The organism is Tessaracoccus sp. MC1756 (genome assembly GCF_014164735.1).
In the GTDB taxonomy this organism is placed as follows: Bacteria; Actinomycetota; Actinomycetes; order Propionibacteriales; family Propionibacteriaceae; genus Arachnia.
The window spans coordinates 14,576-37,963 of the sequence record NZ_JACJFZ010000003.1 but is presented as its reverse complement, the minus strand read 5'-3'; the positions used below and the strand labels follow the sequence as shown (position 1 = coordinate 37,963).

Genomic DNA, 23,388 nt, shown 5'->3' with positions numbered 1-23,388 from the left:
TGACCCTCATGCTTCGATACCTGACTGCCGGTGAATCCCATGGCCAAGCGCTCATCGCCACCATGGAAGGCATCCCGGCCCATGTACGAGTGGGTGTCGAGGAGATCGCCCGGAACCTCGCCCGTCGCCGGCTGGGCGTCGGCCGCGGGGCACGGATGAAGTTCGAGGCCGATGAACTCACCCTGCTGGGCGGTTTCCGCCACGGGGAGACGATCGGTTCGCCCATCGCCGTCATGATCGGCAACACCGAGTGGCCCAAGTGGCAGAGGGTGATGGCGCCTGGTCACGTGGACGAGGCAGAGCTGGCTGAGTTGGCCCGCAACGCCAAGCTCACGCGTCCCCGCCCCGGTCACGCAGACCTGGCCGGCATGCAGAAGTACGACTTCGACGAGGCCCGCCCGCTGCTCGAACGCGCCTCCGCCCGGGAGACCGCCGCCCGCGTCGCGCTGGGCACCATCGCGCAGGCGTTCCTCGACCAGGCCTTCGGCATCACCGTGCTGAGCCACGTGGTGGAACTGGGCCCCGTGCGGGCCGGCCGCGAAGACCTCCCCACCATCGCGGACCTGGCCGCCATCGACGAGGACCCGGTGCGGTGCTTCGACGCTGAGGCCTCCGTCGCGATGCAGGCAGAGGTGGAGGCCTGCCAGAAGGAGGGCGACACCATGGGCGGCGTCGTCGAGGTGCTGGCCTGGGGACTGCCCCCGGGCCTCGGTTCACACTCGCAGGGAGACCGGCGCCTCGACGCGAAGCTGGCCGGCGCGCTGATGGGCATCCAGGCCATCAAGGGCGTCGAGGTGGGTGACGGCTTCACCCTCGCCCGCACCCGCGGTTCGCTGGCCCACGACGAGATCCTGCCCGCCGACGGCGGCATCCGCCGCGCCTCGCACCGCTCGGGCGGCACCGAGGGCGGCATGTCCACCGGGGAGGTGCTGCGCGTCCGCGCCGCGATGAAGCCCATCGCCACCGTCCCGCGCGCGCTGCGCACCATCGACACCACCACCGGTGAGGCCGCCGCGGCCCACCACCAGCGCTCAGACGTGTGTGCCGTGCCCGCCGCCGGCGTCGTGGGTGAGGCCATGGTGGCGCTCGTGCTGGCGGAGGTCGCGCTGGAGAAGTTCGGCGGCGACTCCGTGGGGGAGACCCGCCGCAACTACGAGTCCTACCTGGCAGACGTGGCCGCCCGCGGCCTGGAGATCGGCCGATGAGCATCGTTCTGGTCGGCGCCCCCGGCGCAGGCAAGTCCACCGTCGGCAAGAGGCTCGCCCGGAAGCTGGGCAAGACCTTCGTCGACGTGGACCAGCGCATCGAAGAGGTTGAGGGCAAGCCCGTCGCGGAGATCTTCGCCGACGAGGGCGAGGCGTACTTCCGTGCCCTCGAGCAGGAGGCCACCCTGGAGTTGCTCGAGGCGTATGAGGTGGTGTCGCTCGGCGGTGGCTCCGTGATGAACGAGGCCATCCAGCAGGCGCTGCGCGACGGCGGCCACGAGGTGATCTGGCTGAAGGTGTCCATCGGGCAGGCCACGCGCAGAGTCGGCATGAACAAGGCACGCCCCATGCTGCTGGGCAATGTGCGCGGCCGCCTCATCGAACTGCTGCGGGAGCGGAATCCAGTTTATGAAGCGCTGGCCACCCAGATCGTGGAGACTGATGGTCACGGCAGTTCCGAGGTCGCCGACGACCTTGCCGCTGAACGTGGTGCTCAGGGAGGAGCGGAAGAATGAGCGTTCGCGTGGAATCCGCCCTCGGCCCCTACGAGGTCCACATCGACAGGGGCGCGCTCGCCCAGTTGCCCGGCTTGGTGGGCGACGCAACGAGGGTGGCCATCATCCATCCCGAACCGCTCTCGGCGATCGCCGCGCAGGTGGCCGGGATGCTAGAGCAACGCGTCCTGTTGCTGCCGGTGCCGGATGCCGAGGCGGCCAAGACCGTGGAGATGCTGAGCCGCTGCTGGAACGCCCTCGCTGAGGCCGGTTTCACGCGCAGTGACCTGGTGATCGGGATCGGCGGCGGTACCGCCACAGACCTGGCCGGCTTCGTGGCCGCGTCCTGGTTGCGGGGAGTGCCCTACATCAGCATCCCCACCTCGGTGCTCGCGATGGTCGACGCGGCGGTGGGCGGCAAGACGGGCATCAACCTCGATGCCGGCAAGAACCTGGTGGGCGCGTTCTACGAGCCGGTGGGCGTGATCTGCGACCTGGCCCTGCTCGACAGCCTCCCGGACCGCGACGTGCGCTCCGGCATGGCCGAGGTGCTGAAGTGCGGCTTCATCGCGGACACCCGCATCCTCGACCTGGCGCGTGAGGACCTGGCAGATGCCGCGGATGTGCGCAGCGACCGTTTCGCCGAACTCGTCACCCGCGCCGTCCAGGTGAAGGCGACGGTGGTGGCCGCAGATTTCCGCGAGGCGACGTCGAAGGGCGCCAGCGTTGGGCGTGAGTCGCTCAACTACGGCCACACGCTCGGGCACGCAATCGAGGCGCACGCGCGCTACACGTGGCGCCACGGCGATGCGATCGCCGTCGGCCTGGCCTGGTGTTCGCGGGTGTCGCGGCAGCTGCTGGGCCTCGACCACGAGTCGGTCGCCATGCACGACGACCTCCTCGGCGGGTTGGGCCTGCCGCTGCGCTACGAGCAGTCGGCGTGGGAGGACCTGCGCGCCATCATGAACCTCGACAAGAAGGCCCGCGGCAACATCCTGCGGCTCGTCGGCATCACGGAGTTCGGCAAGCCCGTCATCATCGACGCGCCGGATGAGGCGGCCATGGAAGCCGCCTACCGCGAACTCTGCTGACGCAGCCGACAACGTAAGGGGCCCCGGGGAACGCAGTGCGTTCCCCGGGGCCCATTGGCTCAGGGCTCAACGCAGCCCGGGGCCACCGAACATGACGATGTTGTTGAACACCCAGTCGTTGCTCTGGCTGAACACCCATCCGCCGCCCTTTTCCGCCGCAACGGCGCGGTAGACGGTGACCAGGGCGTAACTGCGGCAGCCGTTGCTGCCAGTGGCAGCCGTGTCGCACTCCGTGCGCCACTTGCGGCCATCGACGGCGGTCCACTCGTTCGAGAAGCCGAGTGGGTTGGCTGCCCACGCCGCGCGGGTCATGTAGGGCAGGTAGGTGAGGTTGTTGAACGCCCACCCGCTCTCGCGGACGAACCGGCCGTTCTCGACCTTGACCACCGTGGCCCAGATCTCGGTACGGCACCGCTGGGTCTGCGAGTAGACCTCACAGGTCGTCAGCCACTGGCGTCCGTTGACGTGGTGCAGTCCGGGCAGCGTGTACGGCGCCTTCGGCGTGAACTTGGTGACCGGAGGGGTCGTACCCGGCGTGCCGGGGGTCACCGACGGTGAAGGCGAGGCCGACGGAGTCGGGCTCGGCGTAGACGGCCAGTTCACGTCGATGCCCACCACGACGGGGTCGTGGTCCGACGACGCGAACTCGTCGACGGCGTGGAAATCGGTGATGTTGTAGTTGCGGCGCGAGTATTGGAACGCGATCGACTCATCGCCGTTGATGTTCCAGACCGCCGCATCGGTGACGAGGGCCAGGGCCGCGTCATTGGCGAACACGTGGTCCAGCGAACCGAGCCGGCCGCTGAACTGGTACGTCGCGTCCTCGGTGAGGCCGCCCTGCGTCAGGTTGGTGAAGCCGGCGTCCTCGATGAATTGGACCGGGGTCTCCATCGTGTACGCGTTGAAGTCGCCCATCAGGAACACGGGCTTGTCGGCGAAAGCCTCGAAGGTGTTCGCCCAGGTGCTGAGGGCCTTGGCCTGAGCCTCGCGGGAGGGGTTGGCGTTGCCCTGGCCGGTGCCATCGTCTTCACCGGAACCCTTCGACTTGAAGTGGTTCACGATCGCGACGAACGTGGTGCTGCTGCCCTTGACCTGGAACTCCTGGGCCAGCGGGTTGCGGGCGTCAGCGAACGCCGGGTCGAGCAGGATGTAGGACGGGCCGGCGAGCTGGACGGTGTCGGGGTTGTAGATGAAGGCCGTGCGGATGACGTCCTCGTTCGGGGTTGCCACCGTCGGGCTGGGCGCGAAGGCCCAATTGCCGCCGGCTGCGTTGAGCGCGGCCACCAGGGTGGAGAGCGCCTTGTCGCGGGGCTGGCCGGCCAGGTAGGTGATGGCGGCGCTGTTCTCGATCTCCTGGAGGCCCACGACATCGGCGTCGAGCTTGTTGATGGCCGTGACGATCTTGGCCTCCTGGTCGGCGAACGCCGATTCGGAGTAGGCACCGCGCACCTGGCAGTTGTTGGTGCCCACGGGGTTGCCCTCGCGGTCGCTGTAGTACTTGCAGTTGGCCTCGTTGACGCCGAGGTCATCGAAGTAGTTCAGCACGTTGAACGAGGCGAGCTGGATGTCGCCGCCCACCACGGGCGCGTCGGCCGGGCGGTCGTTCACGCTGGTGATGAAGGAGACGTCTGCGCCCGTGACCTGGCTGGTGGGCTGGAAGTTCCACTGGAAGCGGTAGTCGAGGATGACCGGCTCCGTGAACGTCACCGGGGAGCCGGTGCGCATCGGCGTGGCCGCGCTCAGGTACGGCAACGGCGAGTTCTTGGCTGCGGCGTTGCTGGTGTAGTCCCAGCTGGAGCCGTCGTCGAGCGTGATCAGCTTCGTGAGGTTCTCGGCTTCGTAGGCGAGGGCCTCAGGGCCGGGACGGACCACGTCGGTGGCGGTGAACAGCGGCTCGTCACCGTAGGCGAGGCCGATCTGGCCGTAGCGGTTCAGGTCGTAGTTGTTGGTGATGGTGTAGCCGCCGGTGGGCAGCACGAGCATGCCTTCGTAGGCTTCCTTCGCGGCGTCGGTGCCGGGGAAGGTGGTCAGCGCCGTGGGGATGACCGCGGCGCAGTCGGCAGCGGGGGTGAGCGTGGGGTTCGCGAGTTGGGTCAGGGTGAAGTGCTCACCGGCGGTACCGGTCACGGTGTAGCACTCGCCGATCGTCGCGTTGGCTGCGGCGTCGCCGAAGACGAAGATGCCATCAGAAGCATCGCCGGGTGCCTTGGGCGCCCCACCGGAGCCCGGGGTCTGGATGTAGGCACCGCGGAAGTTGCCGGTGGGATACGCCGCCGTGACGACGCCAGTGGTGGTCACGGTCTGGCCGGACAGGGGAGTGGCCGCGCCCGGGCCCTGGATCTCAGCGATCGGGGTCACGGTGGGCTCGGTCGGGACCGTTGTGGTCTCCGTCGGCGTGGGGGTGGGGGTCCCGCCGCCTGTGATGGAGGAGTCCGAACCCGGGGTGGGTGTCTCGGTGAAATCGAAGTCCTCGGCGTTGTTGTCCGTGTCGGATGCGCCGGTGCGGGTGATGGAGCCTGGGGTGGAGTTTACACCGGTGTAGACGGCCGCGGCGGTCTCGTTGCGGACCGCCGTGCCGTAACCGACGATGTCGATCTCGACGTCGCCGTTCAGGAGGGTGATCGCACCGTTGGTGCCGCTGGGGGTGATGCCGCAGTCGAGCTGCACGGAGACGTCTGCGCCGACGGTGGCGTTGTTGGTGCCCGTGCCCACGACGAAGAACCCGCCGGGGGCGACTGTGCCCGAGAGACCACAGGTACTGCCGACGCCGGCAGTGGTGGCCGAGCTGTAGCCGAGCTTCCAGCCCGTCAGGTCGATGGCCTGGGCGGTCGGGTTGTACAGCTCGACGAACTTCTTGTTGAACGGCTGGTTGGCGCTACCGCCGCGGGCGTAGACCTCGTTGATGACGAGGTGATCTGCTGGTACCGCCTGTGCCGGCGCAGCGACGAATGATGCGGCGAGCAATGCCGCTGTCGCAGCCAGCACGGTGAGGTGCTTGCGCATGGATCGGACTCCTAGTGAAGAAACGACGTCGCCGCGGAATTGAGGCGACAGTGGCCCTCACCCTAGAGGGATGTTGTCAAGGATTTGCTCACCCCTGCGGATCGTTTAGACGAAGTTCATCCCCTGGTACCCGGAAGTTCGTCTCCCTCCCATCGGGTGGCCCTGGGAGGCCGCCGATCCGCTGCCGTAAGCTCATTCACATGTCAGAGGTGTGGCAAGCGCTGGGAGCGGCCCTGCGGCTGGACAGCAGCCACCTCGCACAGGTGGGCCTCTGGGCGGCCCTCGGAGTGGCCCTGATCGCGGGCGCCTCCACGATGCTCGGCCACACCGCCATCCTGCTGCTCAACCGCATCCACGGGCTGCGCCTGGTCAGCACGCTGTTGCTGAACATCGTGTCGTTGGCCACCCTCCACATCATCCAGGCGGCCGTTACCTGGGGCGTCACCTCGCTGGGGCTGCGCCGCGCCGCGCCGCTGATGCCGCTGGTCCTCGTGGGCCTGCTGTCGGTGGCACCACTGGCTTTCGCCTTCATCCAGGCCATGCCGCACTTCGGCATGTTCTTCGGCCGCGTCCTGCAGGGCTGGAGTTTCCTCATCCTCTGGTTCGGCCTGGCCGAGGTCTTCGACATCGGGCGCTGGTGGGCGCTGGGGTTCTCCCTCTCGGGCTGGTTCGTGATGCAACTGCTGTCGCGGCTCCTGCAGCGCCCGGTCAACTGGGTGGGCTCCAGGGTCTGGACGCTCGCAACCGGCCGGCCCACCGTCGTGACCTCCCGTGACATCCTCGCCGGGATGCCTGCCATGCCGGTGCTGGACCGGACGCGGCGGGAGGCGCAGGCGTGATCAGCTGGGTCCTGGGCGGGGCGGCACTCATGGTGGCGGCGTTCGTGCTGCTGTCGCCCCTGGAGTCGCTGCGCTGGTGGGCCGACAAGGGTCAGGCGGAGATCGCCGCCACCTTCGACCCCATGCGCCCACCGCCCCAGGCCGCCGGCACCGGGCCAACGGCGTTCGTCGTCTACCTGTCCGGGGTGGCCGTGCTGAGCGGCGACACTCTCTCGGACCGCGAGGACGCCTGGCTGGCCGCGGTCGCCGAAGAGGTGCCGGGCGCCTGCATCATCTCCGAGGTGTTCCCGTACGCCGTCGACAACCGGGGGCTGCTGCACCGGACCACTATGGGCCTGTGGAAGGTGCTCGGCTGGACCCGTGAGCACTGGCACTGGAACCCCATCCACAACCTCATCAACATCCGCAACATCGCCCAGGTGCTGGTCTCCGCAGACCCGCGGTACGGACCCACGTTCAACATCGGGCTGGCGCAGGAGCTCTGGCGCGCCCTGCAGCGTCACGGATACCGGCCCGGCAGCGGCACCCCCGTCACCTTGATGGGTCTCTCGGGCGGTGTGCAGATGGCACTGGGCGCCGGGTGGTTCCTGCACGCGCTCAAGGTGCCCGTCTCGCTGATCAGCATCGGGGGCATCTTCGGCGACGACCCCGGCCTGGACAGGATGCGGCACCTCTGGCACCTCACCGGCACCCGCGACCACACCCACCACCTGGGCACCGTCGCCTTCCCCGGACGCTGGCCCACCTCACCCCTGTCGACGTGGAACCGGGCCAAGCGGGAGGGGCGCGTCAGCTTCCACACGATCGGCCCCATGGGCCACGACGGTCCCGCGGGCTACTACGGCCGGCGTTCCCTCGACGCGCAGGGCCGCAGCCATTTCGACCTGACGCGCGACGCCGTCGTCGCCATTCTCCGCGAGGAGGCGGGTGCCTGAGGGCCCCGCGCGACACGGAGTGTGGACGGATTTTTCTGAGTTGGGGCTCGATCGGCGTAGAATGCTCCGTTGGCCGCAGCCCCCGATCCACTGAGGAGAACAGACATGGTCTCGACCAACGATTTGAAGAACGGAATGGTCCTCGATCTCGATGGCCAGCTGTGGCAGGTGCAGTGGTTCCAGCACCACAAGCCCGGCAAGGGGAACACGGTCGTGCGGTCCAAGCTGAAGCACGTGCTGAGCGGCAAGATCGTCGATCGCACCTTCAACGCCGACACCAAGGTGGAGACCGCGACGGTGGACCGCTCGGAGATGCAGTACCTCTACATGGACGGCGACGACTACGTGTTCATGGACATCGCCACCTTCGACCAGCTCCACGTCCCCGCGGAGACCGTCGGCGACGCCAAGGACTACCTGCTCGAGAACACCAACGCGTTCGTCGCCACCCACGAGGGCGCTCCACTGTTCATCGAACTGCCCACCTCCGTGGAGCTCATCGTCACCTACACCGAGCCGGGCCTGCAGGGCGACCGCTCCACCGGTGGCACCAAGCCCGCCACGCTGGAGACCGGCAAGCAGATCCAGGTGCCCCTCTTCATCACCAACGGTGAGAAGGTCAAGGTCGACACCCGCGACGGCTCCTACCTCGGACGCGTTTCCAGCTAAATGTCTGAGCGCCCCTCCCACTACAGCGCGCAGACCAAGGCCCGCAAAGCTGCTCTCGACATCCTGTTCATGGCGGAGCAGCGCGGCGATTCTCTGAGCGAGACCTTCACCGAGCAGCGAACGCTGTCTGGCGGCGTCGTCCGCGAACTGACGCGCGAAATCGTCTTCGGTGTGGCTGAGCACCTCGACGAGATCGACGACCGGATCTCCGCTGCCGCCTCCGCCGCGTGGCCGCTGGACCGCATGCCGTCAGTCGACCGCAACCTCGCCCGCATGGCGATCTTCGAACTCGACTACACCGACACCCCTCCAGGCGCAGTCATCTCCGAGGCGGTCCGCCTCGCGGGAGATCTGTCCACCGATGAATCACCGGCGTTCCTCAATGGCCTATTGGCCAAGGCCGCCGGCGCGAAGCCAAACACGAACTGATCTCCGAAAGAGGTAACGCATGAGTCCCGTTCCCGCATTGTTGGTCTTGGAGGATGGGCGCGTGTTTCGTGGCCGATCTTTCGGCGCCAATGGCGAGACGTTCGGCGAGCTGGTGTTCTCCACCGGCATGTCCGGATATCAGGAGACCCTGACAGACCCCAGCTACCGCGGGCAGGTGGTGCTGGCCACCGCCCCCCACATCGGCAACACCGGGTGGAACGACGAGGATGGCGAATCCGGCCGCATCTGGGTGGCCGGTTACATCGTGCGCGACCCCGCGCCCCGTCCCTCCAACTGGCGCTCCGCCAGGAGCCTCGACGACGAACTGCGCGAGCAGGGGATCGTCGGGATCTGCGATATCGACACCCGTGCCCTCACCCGCCACATCCGTGACCGCGGCGCCATGCGCGTGGGCATCTCCACGGAGACCGACAACGTGGACGAACTGCTCGCGCGCGTGCTGGACCAGCCGATGATGGCGGGTCAGGACCTCGTCGGGGACGTGACCACCCAGATGCCGTACACGGTGGAGGCCAAGGGCGACAGGTTGTACTCGATCGTCGCGGTGGACCTCGGCATCAAGTCGATGACTCCCGCGCAGCTGGCCGCCCGCGGCCTGGACGTGCACGTGGTGCCCGCCCACGCCACCTTCGACGAGGTGATGAGCTACGCACCGGACGGCGTGTTCTTCAGCAACGGACCCGGCGACCCGTCCACGGCTGAGGCCCCGACGGCGCTGCTGCGCGAAGTGCTGGAGGCCAAGGTGCCGTTCTTCGGCATCTGCTTCGGCAACCAGCTCTTCGGCCGCGCGCTCGGCTTCGACACCTACAAGCTCAAGTTCGGTCACCGCGGCATCAACCAGCCGGTGGTCGACCGCACGACCGGCCGCATCGAGGTCACGTCGCACAACCACGGCTTCGCCGTGGACGCGCCCCTGGAGGGAACCGTCGACACCGAGTTCGGCCAGGTGAGCGTCAGCCACAAGTGCCTCAACGACGACGTCGTCGAGGGTCTCGAACTCCGCCGCGACGGGGACCTCGTGGCCTTCTCCGTGCAGTTCCACCCGGAGGCCGCTGCCGGCCCCCACGACGCCAACTACCTCTTCGACCGGTTCGTGTCGGTCATCTCGGCCGGAAAGGACGCCTGATGCCGCGTCGCACAGACATCTCGTCGATCCTGGTGATCGGCTCGGGCCCCATCGTGATCGGTCAGGCCTGCGAATTCGACTACTCCGGCACCCAGGCCTGCCGTGTCCTCCGCGAAGAGGGCTACCGCGTGGTCCTGGTCAACTCGAACCCGGCCACGATCATGACGGACCCGGACTTCGCCGACGCCACCTACGTCGAGCCCATCACGCCTGAGTTCGTCGAGCGGGTGATCGCGAAGGAACGCCCCGACGCGGTGCTCGCCACCCTCGGCGGCCAGACGGCGCTCAACGCCGCCGTCGCCCTGCACGACAACGGTGTGCTCGAGAAGTACGGCGTGGAGCTGATCGGCGCGTCCATCGACGCCATCCAGCGCGGTGAGGACCGCGAGCAGTTCAAGAAGATCTGCCTCGACCTGGACATCCCCGGCGGGCCGCCGGAGGTGGCCAAGTCGCACATCTGCCACACCATGGTGGAGGTCGTCGCGGCCGCCGAGAACCTGGGGTACCCGGTCGTCGTGCGCCCGTCGTTCACCATGGGTGGCGTAGGCTCCGGCTTCGCGCACGATGAGGCAGAACTGCGCAACATCGCCGGCGCCGGCCTGGCAGCCTCGCCCTCCACGGAGGTCCTCATCGAGGAATCCATCCTCGGCTGGAAGGAGTACGAGCTGGAGGTGATGCGTGACAAGGCGGACAACGTCGTCATCATCTGCTCCATCGAGAACTTCGACCCCATGGGCGTGCACACCGGCGACTCCATCACGGTGGCGCCCGCCATGACGCTGACGGACCGCGAGTTCCAGCGCATGCGCGACGTCGCCATCGGCGTCATCCGCGCCGTCGGTGTCGACACCGGAGGCTGCAACATCCAGTTCGCCGTCAACCCGGACGACGGCCGCATGATCGTCATCGAGATGAACCCGCGGGTGTCGCGCTCGTCGGCGCTGGCCTCCAAGGCCACCGGCTTCCCGATCGCGAAGATCGCCGCCAAGGTCGCCGTGGGCTACACGCTCGACGAGATCCCCAACGACATCACGAAGGTGACCCCGGCGAGCTTCGAACCCACGCTGGACTACGTGATCGTCAAGATCCCGCGGTTCGCCTTCGAGAAGTTCCCCGCGGCGGACCCGTTCCTGACCACCCACATGAAGTCTGTGGGCGAGGCGATGGGCATCGGCCGCAACTTCACCGAGGCGCTGGGCAAGGCCCTGCGTTCCATGGAGGACCCGAAGGCCCCCTTCGAGTTCAACATGCCCATCCACGAGAGCGTCGAGGAACTTCTCGAGACCGCGTCGCGGCCGTTCGACGGCCGGCTCCAGGTGGTCATGAAGGCCCTGCGCGCGGGGGCGAGCGTCGAACAGGTCTTCGAAGCCACCAAGATCGACCCCTGGTTCCTCGACCAGCTCGAGATCCTCCTCGACGTGGCCCGCCAGGTGCGCGACAGGGACCAGCTCACCCCGGAACTGCTCCGGAAGGCCAAGCGCCACGGGCTGAGCGACGCCCAGATCGCCAAGCTGCGCAACCTCACCACCGACGTGGTGCGGGGCGTCCGGCACGCGCTGGGCATCCGCCCGGTGTACAAGGCGGTGGACACCTGCGCCGCGGAGTTCGAGGCCAGCACGCCGTACCTCTACTCGACCTATGACGAGGAGACGGAGGTGCCCACCCGCACCAAGGAGGCCGTGCTCATCCTGGGCTCCGGCCCCAACCGCATCGGCCAGGGCATCGAGTTCGACTACTCCTGCGTGCACGCCACCATGGCGTTGCGCGAGGCCGGGTACGAGACCGTGATGGTCAACTGCAACCCCGAGACCGTCTCCACCGACTACGACACCTCGGACCGGCTCTACTTCGAGCCGCTCACCGCTGAGGACGTGCTCGAGATCTACCACGCCGAGCTACAGGCCGGCCCCGTCGCCGGCGTCATCTGCCAGCTGGGCGGCCAGACACCGCTGAAGCTCGCCCAGATCCTCAAGGACGCGGGCGTGCCCATCGTCGGTACCTCGCCGGAGGCCATCAACCTGGCCGAGGAGCGCGGCGCCTTCGGGCGGGTGCTCGCCCGCGCCGGCCTCCCCGCGCCGAAGCACGGCATGGCCGTCACCGCGGATGAGGCCAAGGCCATCGCCGCGGAGATCGGCTACCCGGTGCTCGTGCGCCCCAGCTACGTGCTGGGTGGGCGCGGCATGCAGATCGTCTACAACGACGAGGCCCTCGAGACCTACATCGCCAAGGCCACGGAGGTGAGCGAGGACCAGCCGGTGCTCGTCGACCGCTTCCTGGACGACGCCGTGGAGATCGACGTCGACGCACTGTACGACGGCAACGAGCTGTACATCGGCGGCGTCATGGAGCACATCGAGGAGGCCGGCATCCACTCCGGCGACTCCGCGTGCGCACTGCCACCCATCACCCTGGGCGACGCCGTCATCGAGGAGATCCGCACCTCCACGCTGGCCATCGCGCAGGGCGTGGGCGTGCTCGGCCTGCTCAACATCCAGTACGCCGTGCACAGCGACACGCTCTACGTGCTCGAGGCCAACCCGCGCGCCTCCCGCACGGTGCCGTTCGTGTCCAAGGCCACGAACACCTCACTGGCCAAGGCCGCGGCGCTGATCATGATGGGCCGCAGCATCGCAGACCTGCGCGCCAGCGGCATGCTGCGCGCCGAGGGCGACGGCTCGACGCCGCGTCCGAACGCGCCGGTCGCGGTCAAGGAGGCCGTGATGCCGTTCAACCGGTTCCGCACCACCGCCGGTGCCTTCGTCGACACGCTGCTGGGGCCGGAGATGCGCTCCACCGGTGAAGTGATGGGTCTGTCGGACAACTTCGGCACCGCGTTCGCCAAGTCGCAGGACGCCGGCGGCGGCCCGCTGCCCACAGGGGGCACGCTGTTCGTCTCCATCGCGGACCGCGACAAGCGCCACGCCATCTGGCCCATCAAGCGCCTCGTCGACCTGGGCTTCCGCGTCCTCGCCACGGCGGGCACCGCCTCGGTGCTGCGCCGCAACGGTGTGGCCGCCGAAGTGGTGCTCAAGCTCTCCGAGTTGAAGGAGGGCGAGGAGTCCAAGTCTATCGTCGAGATGATCAAGTCCGGCGAGATCGACCTGATCTTCAACACGCCGGAGGGCTCCGCGTCGGGTGCCAGCACCCGCGAGGACGGCTACCTCATCCGCACCGCCGCAGTGCTGGCCGACGTGCCGTCGATCACGACGGTGCCCGGCCTGGCCGCGGCCACGCAGGGGATCGAGGCGCTCCAGCGCGGCGAGGTGGGCGTGAGGTCGCTGCAGGAATGGGCGCAGGCCTGATGGTCGGCCTCGTCACCCGCGGGCTCCGGGCGGGATACCACGGCCTCCGGGCCGGCCTGTTCCGCTCCGCCGGGGGAGATCCCGAGCGGGTGCACGAGGCCATGATCGACGTGTTGGCCAAGGTCCCGGGCGGTGCCCGGGGCCGCGTGTCGGACCCGGTGACGGTGGCGGGCATCCGCTTCCCCAACCGGGTGGGTCTGGCCGCCGGCCTCGACAAGGACGGGGTCGCGGCCCAGGCCTGGGCACGTTTCGGTTTCGGCTTCGCCGAACTCGGCACGGTCACCGCGCTGGCGCAGCCGGGCAATCCCAAGCCCCGGGTGTTCCGCGCCGTCCGGTCCGAGGGCATCGTCAACCGCATGGGCTTCAACAACAGGGGAGCGGCCGCCCTCGCCACCACCCTGCGCGCGAAGGGCATCGCACGGGGCAACTGCGCAGTCGGCATCCCGCTGGGCATCTCCATCGGCAAGTCCAAGGTGACACCCCTGGAGGACGCGACGGCGGACTACCTCACGTCTTTGCGACTGCTCGCGCCCTTCGCCGACTATGTCGCCGTCAACGTCTCCAGCCCCAACACGCCCGGCCTGCGCAGCCTGCAGGCCGCGCACCAACTGGCAGAACTGCTGGGTGCGCTCACAGACCAGGCTGCGAGTCTCAACCGGCACCGGCCCGTGCCGGTGTTCGTGAAGCTGGCCCCAGATCTCGAGGGCGCAGATCTGGCGGAGACGCTCGCGGTGCTCAACCATTCGGCGGTGTCCGGCGTCATCGCCACCAACACCACGCTGTCGCGCCACGGGCTCACCCCTCCGGACCAGCACCTGGCCCGCGAGGCGGGTGGGCTGAGCGGCCGGCCGTTGACCGCGAGGGCACTGGCATTCGTCGAGCAGTTGGCGGCGTCCACGCACCTGCCCCTGGTGGGGGTGGGCGGCATCATGAGCCCCGCTGACGGCAGCCGGATGTTCGACGCGGGCGCGTCGCTGCTGCAGCTCTACACCGGATTCATCTACGAGGGCCCCGCGCTGGTGCGCGGGATCCAGGAATACAGGAAGGCGTCATGACCTACGCCGAGAAACTGACCGCCGCCACCGCTTCTCGTGGTCGCCTGTGCGTCGGCATCGACCCGATGCCGTCCGTGCTGACAGCCTGGGGCCTGCCCAACAGCGTCGACGGGCTCGAACGCTGCGCCCGGGGCATCGTCGAGGGGATCGGCGACATCGTTGCCGTGTTCAAGCCCCAGTCCGCCTTCTTCGAGGCCTTCGGCTCCAGGGGCGTCGCCGTCCTGGAGCGGGTCCTTGAGGACATCCGGCAGGCCGGCGCGCTGAGCATCCTCGACGTGAAGCGCGGTGACATCGGGTCCTCGATGGGCGGTTACGCCACCGCGTTCCTGGGCGACGACGCACCCACCCGCGCAGACGCCATCACGCTGTCGCCGTACCTCGGGGTCGGCTCGTTGCAGCTGGCGATCGACGCGGCGGTCACCGGGGGACAGGGGCTCTACGTGCTGGCCCGCACCTCCAACCCAGAGGGTGCGCCGGTGCAGTTGGCCACCACCGGGGGCGTCACCGTCGCCCAGCACGTGGTGGACACGATCGCCGCGCTCAACCCCTCCGCGGATCACGCGGTGGGCCTCGTGGTCGGGGGCACGCATGGCGACTCCGGCTGCGACCTGAGCAACTTCAACGCGTCCATCCTCGTACCCGGGATCGGCGCCCAGGGCGGTACGGTTGCAGGAATCGCCGAATTGTTCGGGCAAAGCCTGAAGCATGTGTTGCCCACCGCGAGCCGGGGAGTGATCGGTTCCGGGCACGACAAGCTACGGGAGAAGACCACCGCGCTGCAGTCGGAGATTGCCTCCCTGCTCAACTAATGCTGGCAAAAACCACCCCTAAGGCTGAACTTTTCGCTCGGAGGCGGTATCTTTCTGGGAGCACCTGTTCACCGGCGCCGGTGCTTCCAAGAAGGGTTGAAGGGAACTCCGATGGCAATTCCCCAGTTGAGCAGCGCGCAGCTTGAGGCGGCCAGAGCGGCTGCCACCGAGGCACGCCGTGCCCGCGCGAACCTCAAGGAGCAGGTCAAGAACGGCGACCTCTCCTTCACCGATGCACTGAACAAGGCGGTCGACGACGAGACGCTGTCACGGATCAAGGTGGTGGACCTGCTGCGCGCCATGCCGCGCGTGGGTGTGACCCGGGCCGGCGAGATCATGGAGAACCTCCAGATCGCCCCCAATCGTCGCATCCGTGGGCTGGGCCGCCACCAGGTGGTCCGCCTCACTGAACTCTTCAAGTGAGGCGGCGGTAAGCTCGGGCGGGTGACTTCTTCTCCCGTGTGGGTGATCTCCGGCCCGAGCGCCGTTGGCAAGGGCACCGTCTGCGCAAAGCTGCGGTCGCTTCACCCAGAACCTTTCTATTCCGTGTCCATGACCACCCGCGCAGCGCGTCCCGGTGAGGTGGAGGGCAAGAGCTATCACTTCGTCAGCATCGACGAGTTCAGGGACCTGATCGCGCAGGGGGAGTTGCTGGAATGGGCCGAGGTCCACGGCAACTACTACGGGACCCCCCGTCAGCCCGTGCTCGCCTCCGTCGCGGCCGGACGCCCCGTGATCCTGGAGATCGACCTGCAGGGCGCGCGTCAGGTGAAGCAGAACCTGCCGGAAGCCCGGCTGATCTTCCTCAGCCCGCCGTCGTGGGAGGAACTGGTGAGCCGGCTCCGGGGCCGCGGCACGGAGAACGAGGAGACGATGGCCCGCCGCCTGGACACGGCGAAGATCGAACTGGCGCAGGTCGACGAGGCCGATCACGTGATCGTCAATGTCGCGCTCGATGAAACGGTCGCCGCTTTGGTAAGCTTAATGAGCTTGTGACCTGTCTCTGTGATCACAACGTGAAAGGATCACCTTGAACACCGTGCCCGAAGGCATCACCAACCCGCCGATCGACGACCTGCTGAAGAACGTCGACTCGAAGTACCGGCTTGTGCTGTTCGCGTCGAAGCGCGCTCGGCAGATCAATGCCTACTTCTCGCAGCTGGGCGAGGGCCTGCTCGAGAACGTCGGCCCGCTGGTTTCCGCTGCTCCTGAGGAGAAGCCGCTGTCCATCGCGCTGCGCGAGATGAGCGAAGGTCTCCTGCAGTACACCCAGATCGATCCCGAGGCAGAAGAGGCAGCAGCCGCTGCGGCCACTGCGGATCCCGCGTTCTCCTTCGTTGATCCCTTCGCGGACACCGAAGTCGCGTCTTCCTGACGCACCCAAGGGGGCGGCTTATCGCCGCCACGACAACCCCTTCTTCCACTATGCGGCTTGTTGCCGCGCTAGGAGTGCTCTGCCATGAGCCGTCTGTTCACCTCGGAGTCGGTCACTGAAGGCCATCCGGACAAGATCGCTGATTCCATCTCCGATGCCGTGCTCGACGGCCTCCTCGCCCAGGACAAGGAGTCGCGGGTCGCTGTTGAGACCCTCGTGACCACCGGCCTGGTCGTCGTGGCCGGTGAGGTCTCCACCTCCGGCTACGTCGATGTCGCCAACCTTGCCCGCAAGCGCATCCTCGAGATCGGCTACGACTCGTCCAACAAGGGCTTCGACGGCGCCTCCTGCGGCGTGACCGTCGCCATCGGCGCCCAGTCCCCGGACATCGCCCAGGGCGTCGACGACGCCTATGAGCGTCGGGTCGACGCGGACGGCGACATCGCCAGTGCCCAGGGCGCCGGCGACCAGGGGCTCATGTTCGGATTCGCCTGCAACGAGACCGAGGCGCTCATGCCGCTGCCGGTGGACCTGGCACACCGGTTGGCCGAGCAACTGACGGCGGTCCGCAAGGACGGCACGCTCGAGTACCTGCGCCCGGACGGCAAGACACAGGTCACCGTCCGCTACGGCGACGACGGGCGTCCCGAGGGCATCGACACCGTCGTGGTGAGCACGCAGCACAGCGCAGAGGTCACGCAGCCGCACATCCACAAGGACCTGCGCCGCGAAGTGATCGGCCCCGTCCTGGAGCGCTACGGCTTCGGCATGCCTGAGCGGGTGTTCATCAACCCCACCGGCAAGTTCGTCATCGGCGGCCCCATGGGCGACGCGGGTGTCACCGGCCGCAAGATCATCGTCGACACCTATGGAGGCATGGCCCGCCACGGCGGCGGCGCGTTCTCCGGCAAGGACCCCTCGAAGGTGGACCGCTCCGCGGCGTACGCCACACGGTGGGTGGCCAAGAACGTGGTTGCGGCCGGCCTGGCTGAGCGCTGTGAGGTGCAGGTGGCCTACGCCATCGGCAAGGCGCACCCGGTGGGCTTCTACCTGGACACCTTCGGCACCAACGTGGTGCCCGAGGAGCAGATCCGCAATGCGGTGCTGGCCACGTTCGACCTGCGTCCCGGAGCCATCATCCGCGACCTCGACCTGCTGCGGCCCATCTACTCCGACGTGACGGTCTACGGCCACTTCGGCCGCAACATCCCGTCGGCCACCTGGGAGCGCACCGACCGGGTCGACGCACTGGCGGCTGCTGTCAAGGGATGACGTGACGGGCCGGGTGGCGCGGGTCGCCGTCGACATGGCGCTGGCCCACCTGGACCGGCTGTTCGATTACGAGATTCCAGACCAACTGGTCGAGGCGGCCACCGTCGGCGCGCGGGTGAAGGTGCCGTTCGCCGGAACCCAGCGCGACGGGTGGCTCATCGAGATCGCCGACACCTCAGAGGTCGCGTCGCTGGCGCGGCTCAGCAAGGTCGTCTCCTCGGAACCCATCGCCTCCCCTGAGGTGTACGAACTGATCCGTGGAGTGGCAGACCACTACGCGGGGGTCTGGTCTGATGTCGCCCGGCTCGCCATCGCGCCGCGGCACGCTGCCACTGAGAAGGCCCCGCAACGCGAATGGCCGGCTCCCAAACACCTGGGGCGGTCCTCGGTGCTGCCGTCGTACCCCGCCGGTCAGTCGTTGCTCGACGCGCTGGGGGAGGGCCGCTCGCCCCGCCTGGTGTGGCAGGCCGCCGCCGTCCATGGGGGAGCGGGTGACCTGCTCGGCGGAGTGATCGAGGCCGTGGACGCCACGCTGCTCTCCGGCCGCTCCGCGGTCGTCGTGTTCCCCACTGTGCGCGAGCTCACCCCAGCTGTGGCCCGGTTCCGGGCCGTGTTCGGGCACGGCGCCGTGGGCGCGCTGGCCTCGGAGGCCGGCCGTTCGGCCCGGTACCGCGCCTATCTCGCCGCCGCGCGTGGCCAGGCACGCATCATGCTGGGCACCCGCAGCGCCGTCTTCGCCCCGCTGCAGGATCTGGGCCTGGTGGTGGTCGTCGACGACGGCCATGACGCCCACGAGGAGCTCCGAGCGCCCTATCCCCATGCCCGCGCCGTGGCCATCCTGCGGTCGGCGCGCCAGAACGCGGCCCTCATGTTGGCGGGGCACTCGCGCAGTGTGGACGCGCAGGCGCTAGTCGAGCGCGGTTGGCTGGCCGAACTCAGCCTCACTCCCACCGAGGCACGGCGGATCGTCGCGCCGGTCCGGGCCGTCGGGGAGGTCGAGCGCGAACACGATCCCACCGCGGCACGCCTACGCATCCCTTCGCTGGCTTTCCGCTTCCTCCGCGAGCACCTGCCGCAGGGCGCCGTGCTCGTGCAGGTGCCGATGACCGGCCACTCGGCCTCCCTCGCGTGCCAGCGGTGCGGTAACCGTGCCGTGTGCGCACGGTGCAGCGGCCCCATGCGGGCCCGTCGCCGGGACGAGCCCGAATGTTCGCTCTGTGGGTTCAAGCCCACGCGGTGGACGTGCCCGCACTGCCACACGTCGCGCCTCCGCACGCCGCTGGCCGGCGCCGCGCGCACCGCGGAGGAGTTGGCGCGCGCCTTCCCAGGGGCCCTCGCCGTCAACAGTTCGGCGAAGAACATCCGCGACGAGATTCCCGACGAGCCCGCCATCGTGGTGGCAACGCCCGGAGCCGAGCCCAGCGCCCCGTCGGGCTACGCAGGCGTGCTCATCCTCGACACCGAGGTCACGCTCTCCCGGGTCAGCCTCCGGGCCGCGGAGGAGGCGCTGCGCCGGTGGTCCAACGCCGCGGCGCTGGCACGTCGTCCCCTCGACGGGGGTTCCGTGCTACTGGTCGGCTCAGCGACCCATCCCACGGTGCAGGCCATGCTGCGGGCGGATCTCGCCGGTTTCGCCACCAGGGAACTCGCCGACCGGGCCGAGGCCGGACTGACCCCGGTGGTCAAGATGGCGCGCATCGTCGGCGACGCCGACGCGGTGCGCGAGTTCCTCGACAACGACGATTGGGCCGGGGTGGATATCCTCGGCCCCACAGAGGTGGGCCCCGAACGCTGGGCGGCGCTGCTGCGCACCCCCGTCCAGGATGCCCGCGAACTGACGCGGCGGGTCAAGAGCGCCGCGGCCATCCGCTCAGCCCGCAAGGAAAAGGGCCAGCTCAGTATTCACGTCGATCCCGAATCCCTGGAGGACAGATGAGGCTCGTGTTCGCCGGCACCCCCGAGGTCGCCGTTCCCTCGCTCGACGCCCTGGTCGCGTCGCAACATAAGGTGGTGGCTGTCGTCACCCGCCCGGATGCGCCCGCCGGCCGTGGCCGGAAGCTGACGCCGTCGCCGGTGGCCGTGCGTGCGGAGGAACTGGGGATCGAGGTGCTGAAGCCCGCGCATCCCCGCGAGGCGGATTTTCAGGCCCGCCTGCGGGAACTCGCCGTCGACGTGTGCCCGGTGGTCGCCTACGGCGCGCTCCTGCCGCAGTCGGCGCTGGACATCCCGGCGCACGGCTGGGTCAACCTGCACTTCTCCCTGTTGCCCAGGTGGCGCGGGGCGGCGCCGGTACAGCGCGCGATCATGGCGGGCGACGAGGAGATCGGCACCGCCTGCTTCCAGATCGTGCGGGAACTGGATGCGGGCGACGTGTACCTGATGGAGTCGCGTCCCATGCCCGACGCCACCGCAGGGGAGCTGTTGGCGGCGCTCGCGGAGAGCGGCGCGGACCAGCTTGTCCGGGCCATCGACATGGTGGCGGCCGGCGAGCGGCCCACGCCGCAGCCCGCCGAGGGTCTCACCGTGGCGGCCAAGATCACCGTCGAAGAGGCCCGCCTCGCCTGGGCACGGTCGGCGCAGGAACTGAGGAACCTCATCATGGGGTGCTCGCCGGACCCGGGGGCCTGGTGCGAACTCGACGGGCAGCGGTTCAAGATCTACCGGGCGTCGGTCGCCGATGACCATGCCCTGGCGCCGGGCGAACTCGAAGCAACCAAGCGGCAGGTCTTCGTCGGCACCGGGGAGGGCACGCTCGAACTCCTCGAGGTGCAGGCCCCCGGGAAGCGACGGATGCCGGCCATCGAATGGGCCCGCTCCGGCGTGGCAGGGAAGGCTTTGACATGAATCCTCGCAAGGTGGCGTTCGACGTGCTGCGGCAGATCACCGGCGAGGACGCCTACGCCAACCTGGCGCTGGCCAAGCGGTTGGCCACGGCCGGGCTGGAGACCCGCGATGCCGGTCTCGTCACGGAACTTGTCTCGGGCACGTGCCGGTTGATGGGCACCTACGACCGCGTCATCGAGGCCGCCGCCGGGCGGGCGCTGAACACGCTCCAGCCCGCCGTCGTCGACGTGCTGCGGCTCGGCGCCCACCAGCTGCTGGGCATGAAGATGAAGAAGTACGCGGCGGTCACCTCGACGGTCGATCTGGCCCGCGTCACCGTCGGCCAGCGGGTCACGGGGCTCGTGAACGCGATCATGCGCAAGATCTCGGCCAAGGACCTGGACGGGTGGCTCGACCAGCTGTCCACGAAGGCCGCTCCCCTCGATGAACTGGCCATCCGCGGCCACCATCCGCGCTGGATCGTCGACGCCTACGCGGATCTGCTCACTCCGGATGAGCTGCCGCGTGCGCTCGCAGCGAACAACGAGCCGCCGCATCCCACCCTCGTCGTGCGCCCGGGCCTGGCCACCATCGCCGACCTGTCCGGTGCCACCCCCACCCGGTTCTCGCCCTTCGGCGCCACCACCGACGGCGCCCCGGCCGAGCAGGCGGCGGTGCGCGAGGGCCGCGTCGGCGTGCAGGACGAGGGTTCCCAGCTCGTTGCGTGGGCGCTGGCCCGCACGGAGGCGCCGGCCGGCCCGTGGCTGGACATGTGCGCCGGCCCGGGCGGCAAGGCGGCCCTGCTGACCGGCCTGGCCCGCGAGGAGGGCACCTGGTTGGTCGCATCGGAGTCGCAGGAGCACCGCGCGCGGCTGGTGCAGCAGGCCCTGTCCGCCTACCCGGACGGCGCAGTGACGATCACGGCTGACGGCACCCGCCCGGCCTGGGGTCGACAGTTCTCGAAGGTCATGGTGGACGTGCCGTGCAGCGGATTGGGCGCGTTGCGTCGTCGCCCGGAGTCGCGGTGGCGCCGGCGTCCGGAGGACGTCACGTCGCTGGGCGGCCTGCAGCGCGACCTGCTCCGTCAGGCCATCGCGTCGACGGTGCCCGGGGGAGTGGTGGCCTACGTGACGTGCTCGCCGCACCGCGCGGAGACGGTCGAGGTGGTCGACGACGTGCTTGCTGAGCACCCCGAGGTCGCCCGGCTGCACGCTGCGGACGCGCTGCCCGACGTGCCTGAGAGCGCGCTGGGAGACGATGTGCAGTTGTGGCCTCAGCGCCATGGCACAGACGCGATGTACCTCGCGCTGCTGCGCGTGGGTTCCTGACCGGTCCGCTGCCGACCTCCCGCCTAGATCGCTCTTCCGCCACTCGATAGGGTGCTGTCATGCGTATCACCCCGAGCATTCTCAACGCCGATTTTGCCAACCTCGCCACGGAGATCGGGCGGATCGGCAGCGCCGACGCCATCCATGTCGACGTGATGGACAACCATTTCGTGCCGAACCTGAGCATCGGGCTGCCCGTGGTGGAGTCCATCCGCAGGACCACGGACAAGATGCTCGACATCCACCTGATGATCCAGGACCCGGATCGTTGGGCTCCTGCCTACGCCGAGGCCGGTGCGGAGTCAGTGACCTTCCACGTGGAGGCCGCCCACGCACCCATCCGGCTGGCCCGCGAGCTGCGCCGGCTGGGTTCCCGCGCCTCCATCGGCCTGAAGCCGGCCACCCCCATCGACTCGTACGCGGACATGCTCGACGAGGTCGACATGGTGCTCCTGATGACCGTCGAGCCGGGCTTCGGCGGCCAGAAGTTCCTGGACCTGGTGCTGCCGAAGGTGCGCCGCACCCGCGAGCTGCTGGGGGACCGGCCCATTTGGATCCAGGTCGACGGTGGCGTGAGCGCGGAGACGATCGAGCGCTGCGCGGAGGCCGGCGCCGACACCTTCGTGGCGGGGTCTGCTGTCTACAACGCGGCCGACCCCGACGCGATGGTCAACCAGCTGCGCAACCTCGCCGCGGGGGCCTGCCAGCACTAGGCACTGAAATCCGCAGGATCCTCAGCGCCAGGGGTCAGTTGCCGTTCGGCTGGTCGTCGCCCTGACGGCGGCGCAGGAACTTCTCCAACTCCGCCGCGATCGTGTCGCCCGTGGCGCCCTCCACCTCTTCGGTGTCGCGGGCCTCCTCGAGCTGGCCGATGTACTCAGCGATGTCCGGGTCCTGCGCGCTCAACTGGTCCACCGCCAGCGTCCACTTATCCGCCTCGGCGGGGAGTTCCGCGTGCTGGATCTTGACGTGCAGGATCCCCTCCAGCTCCGTGAGCAACGCGTCCTGCGCCTTCGGGTTGGGCGGCGACGACACGTAGTGCGGGACGGACACCCACAGCGAAGCCGCTGGGATCCGCTCGTGCAACATCAACTGCCCGGCCACGCCGATCATGCCCGTGGGCCCGGTGTAGTCGTTGGCGTCCATGTTGTACTTCCGCTCGACCGCGGGATCACTGGTGTAGACCCCCACGGGAAGCGGACGCGTGTGCGGCGTGTCGCTCAGCATGGCGCCGAGGAAGACGACGATCTCCGGGTCGATCTTCTTGATCCGGTCCACCAGGTCCATGGAGAACTGCCGCCACAGGAGGTTCGGTTCCGGGCCCAGGACGACGATGATGTCGCGGTCCGGGTGATGCACGGCGCGCAACCGGAGCGCCGGCCACTCCACCCAGGCGCCGTCCGCGGTGCGGTGCAGCATGGGCCGCGTCTGCTGGTAATCCCAGTAGCGCTCGTCGTCGATGATGCCCGCGTCAGTGCCGGGATAGGAGTCCATCAGATGGCGCAGCAGATCGCTGGCCGCATTGCCGGCGTCGTTCCAACCGGAGAACCCGATCACCACTGCGGGGTCTCGGAGACCGTCCAAAGGCGCGAACTGCATTCGTCCAGCCTAC

Annotated in this window: 21 protein-coding genes; 19 read left to right on the top strand and 2 right to left on the bottom strand. The window is 68.7% G+C overall.

Annotated features, from left to right (window positions below; genetic code table 11):
• Positions 1-8: 8 nt before the first annotated feature.
• The 3 genes from aroC to aroB are packed head-to-tail and all read left to right on the top strand — an operon-like array spanning position 9 to position 2,790.
• Positions 9-1,205, top strand: coding sequence for a chorismate synthase (gene aroC, locus H5393_RS09320; RefSeq protein WP_182764689.1), 1,197 nt, complete (start codon positions 9-11; stop codon positions 1,203-1,205).
• Positions 1,202-1,720: a shikimate kinase gene (locus tag H5393_RS09315; protein ID WP_182764688.1), complete on the top strand. Its 519-nt coding sequence runs from the start codon at positions 1,202-1,204 to the stop codon at positions 1,718-1,720. The genes aroC and H5393_RS09315 overlap by 4 nt, the downstream gene beginning before the upstream one ends.
• On the top strand, positions 1,717-2,790 hold the full coding sequence (gene aroB / locus H5393_RS09310; protein ID WP_182766426.1) for a 3-dehydroquinate synthase: 1,074 nt from the start codon (positions 1,717-1,719) through the stop codon (positions 2,788-2,790). Before H5393_RS09315 ends, aroB begins: the two co-directional genes overlap by 4 nt.
• Before the next feature lie 66 nt (positions 2,791-2,856).
• Here the strand turns inward: aroB and H5393_RS09305 are convergent, their stop codons facing one another.
• On the bottom strand, positions 2,857-5,793 hold the full coding sequence (locus H5393_RS09305; protein ID WP_182766425.1) for an ExeM/NucH family extracellular endonuclease: 2,937 nt from the start codon (positions 5,791-5,793) through the stop codon (positions 2,857-2,859).
• Positions 5,794-5,993: 200 nt separating this feature from the next.
• Between H5393_RS09305 and H5393_RS09300 the strand changes: the two genes are divergently transcribed.
• The 16 genes from H5393_RS09300 to rpe all read left to right on the top strand — a co-directional run bounded on the left by H5393_RS09300 (position 5,994) and on the right by rpe (position 22,489).
• A complete protein-coding gene (locus H5393_RS09300) occupies positions 5,994-6,632 on the top strand; it encodes a hypothetical protein (protein ID WP_076058954.1) in 639 nt (212 codons plus the stop codon).
• Positions 6,629-7,567, top strand: coding sequence for a hypothetical protein (locus H5393_RS09295; protein WP_182766424.1), 939 nt, complete (start codon positions 6,629-6,631; stop codon positions 7,565-7,567). Before H5393_RS09300 ends, H5393_RS09295 begins: the two co-directional genes overlap by 4 nt.
• A gap of 105 nt (positions 7,568-7,672) precedes the next feature.
• Positions 7,673-8,236 carry an elongation factor P gene (efp, locus tag H5393_RS09290; protein WP_076058949.1) on the top strand — a complete coding sequence of 188 codons (564 nt, stop codon included), beginning with the start codon at positions 7,673-7,675 and terminating at the stop codon, positions 8,234-8,236.
• Positions 8,237-8,665, top strand: a complete 429-nt coding sequence (nusB, locus tag H5393_RS09285) for a transcription antitermination factor NusB (protein WP_076058947.1) — start codon at positions 8,237-8,239, stop codon at positions 8,663-8,665.
• 19 nt (positions 8,666-8,684) lie between these two features.
• On the top strand, positions 8,685-9,812 hold the full coding sequence (carA, locus tag H5393_RS09280) for a glutamine-hydrolyzing carbamoyl-phosphate synthase small subunit (protein ID WP_182764683.1): 1,128 nt from the start codon (positions 8,685-8,687) through the stop codon (positions 9,810-9,812).
• Positions 9,812-13,114, top strand: a complete 3,303-nt coding sequence (gene carB / locus H5393_RS09275; RefSeq protein WP_182766423.1) for a carbamoyl-phosphate synthase large subunit — start codon at positions 9,812-9,814, stop codon at positions 13,112-13,114. The genes carA and carB overlap by 1 nt, the downstream gene beginning before the upstream one ends.
• A complete protein-coding gene (locus H5393_RS09270; protein ID WP_255436438.1) occupies positions 13,099-14,169 on the top strand; it encodes a quinone-dependent dihydroorotate dehydrogenase in 1,071 nt (356 codons plus the stop codon). The genes carB and H5393_RS09270 overlap by 16 nt, the downstream gene beginning before the upstream one ends.
• Positions 14,166-14,978, top strand: a complete 813-nt coding sequence (gene pyrF / locus H5393_RS09265) for an orotidine-5'-phosphate decarboxylase (protein WP_182766422.1) — start codon at positions 14,166-14,168, stop codon at positions 14,976-14,978. Before H5393_RS09270 ends, pyrF begins: the two co-directional genes overlap by 4 nt.
• A 111-nt stretch (positions 14,979-15,089) precedes the next feature.
• On the top strand, positions 15,090-15,401 hold the full coding sequence (mihF, locus tag H5393_RS09260; protein ID WP_182766421.1) for an integration host factor, actinobacterial type: 312 nt from the start codon (positions 15,090-15,092) through the stop codon (positions 15,399-15,401).
• A 21-nt stretch (positions 15,402-15,422) separates the two neighbouring features.
• On the top strand, positions 15,423-15,974 hold the full coding sequence (gmk, locus tag H5393_RS09255; protein WP_370585965.1) for a guanylate kinase: 552 nt from the start codon (positions 15,423-15,425) through the stop codon (positions 15,972-15,974).
• Between the two features lie 34 nt (positions 15,975-16,008).
• On the top strand, positions 16,009-16,353 hold the full coding sequence (rpoZ, locus tag H5393_RS09250; protein ID WP_182766420.1) for a DNA-directed RNA polymerase subunit omega: 345 nt from the start codon (positions 16,009-16,011) through the stop codon (positions 16,351-16,353).
• A gap of 84 nt (positions 16,354-16,437) precedes the next feature.
• Positions 16,438-17,625 carry a methionine adenosyltransferase gene (gene metK / locus H5393_RS09245; RefSeq protein ID WP_182766419.1) on the top strand — a complete coding sequence of 396 codons (1,188 nt, stop codon included), beginning with the start codon at positions 16,438-16,440 and terminating at the stop codon, positions 17,623-17,625.
• A gap of 1 nt (position 17,626) precedes the next feature.
• Positions 17,627-19,561 carry a primosomal protein N' gene (locus H5393_RS09240; protein WP_182766418.1) on the top strand — a complete coding sequence of 645 codons (1,935 nt, stop codon included), beginning with the start codon at positions 17,627-17,629 and terminating at the stop codon, positions 19,559-19,561.
• Positions 19,558-20,469: a methionyl-tRNA formyltransferase gene (gene fmt, locus H5393_RS09235; RefSeq protein WP_182766417.1), complete on the top strand. Its 912-nt coding sequence runs from the start codon at positions 19,558-19,560 to the stop codon at positions 20,467-20,469. The genes H5393_RS09240 and fmt overlap by 4 nt, the downstream gene beginning before the upstream one ends.
• Positions 20,466-21,776, top strand: a complete 1,311-nt coding sequence (locus tag H5393_RS09230; protein ID WP_255436437.1) for an RsmB/NOP family class I SAM-dependent RNA methyltransferase — start codon at positions 20,466-20,468, stop codon at positions 21,774-21,776. The genes fmt and H5393_RS09230 overlap by 4 nt, the downstream gene beginning before the upstream one ends.
• Positions 21,777-21,835: 59 nt before the next feature.
• Complete coding sequence (rpe, locus tag H5393_RS09225) at positions 21,836-22,489, top strand: ribulose-phosphate 3-epimerase (RefSeq protein ID WP_182766415.1); 654 nt, start codon at positions 21,836-21,838, stop codon at positions 22,487-22,489.
• A gap of 34 nt (positions 22,490-22,523) precedes the next feature.
• On the opposite strand, the gene H5393_RS09220 is transcribed toward rpe, so the two are convergent.
• The gene (locus tag H5393_RS09220; RefSeq protein ID WP_076058919.1) at positions 22,524-23,375 is read right to left on the bottom strand and encodes a proteasome assembly chaperone family protein; all 852 of its coding nucleotides are present in this window, start codon (positions 23,373-23,375) and stop codon (positions 22,524-22,526) included.
• Positions 23,376-23,388: the final 13 nt, after the last annotated feature.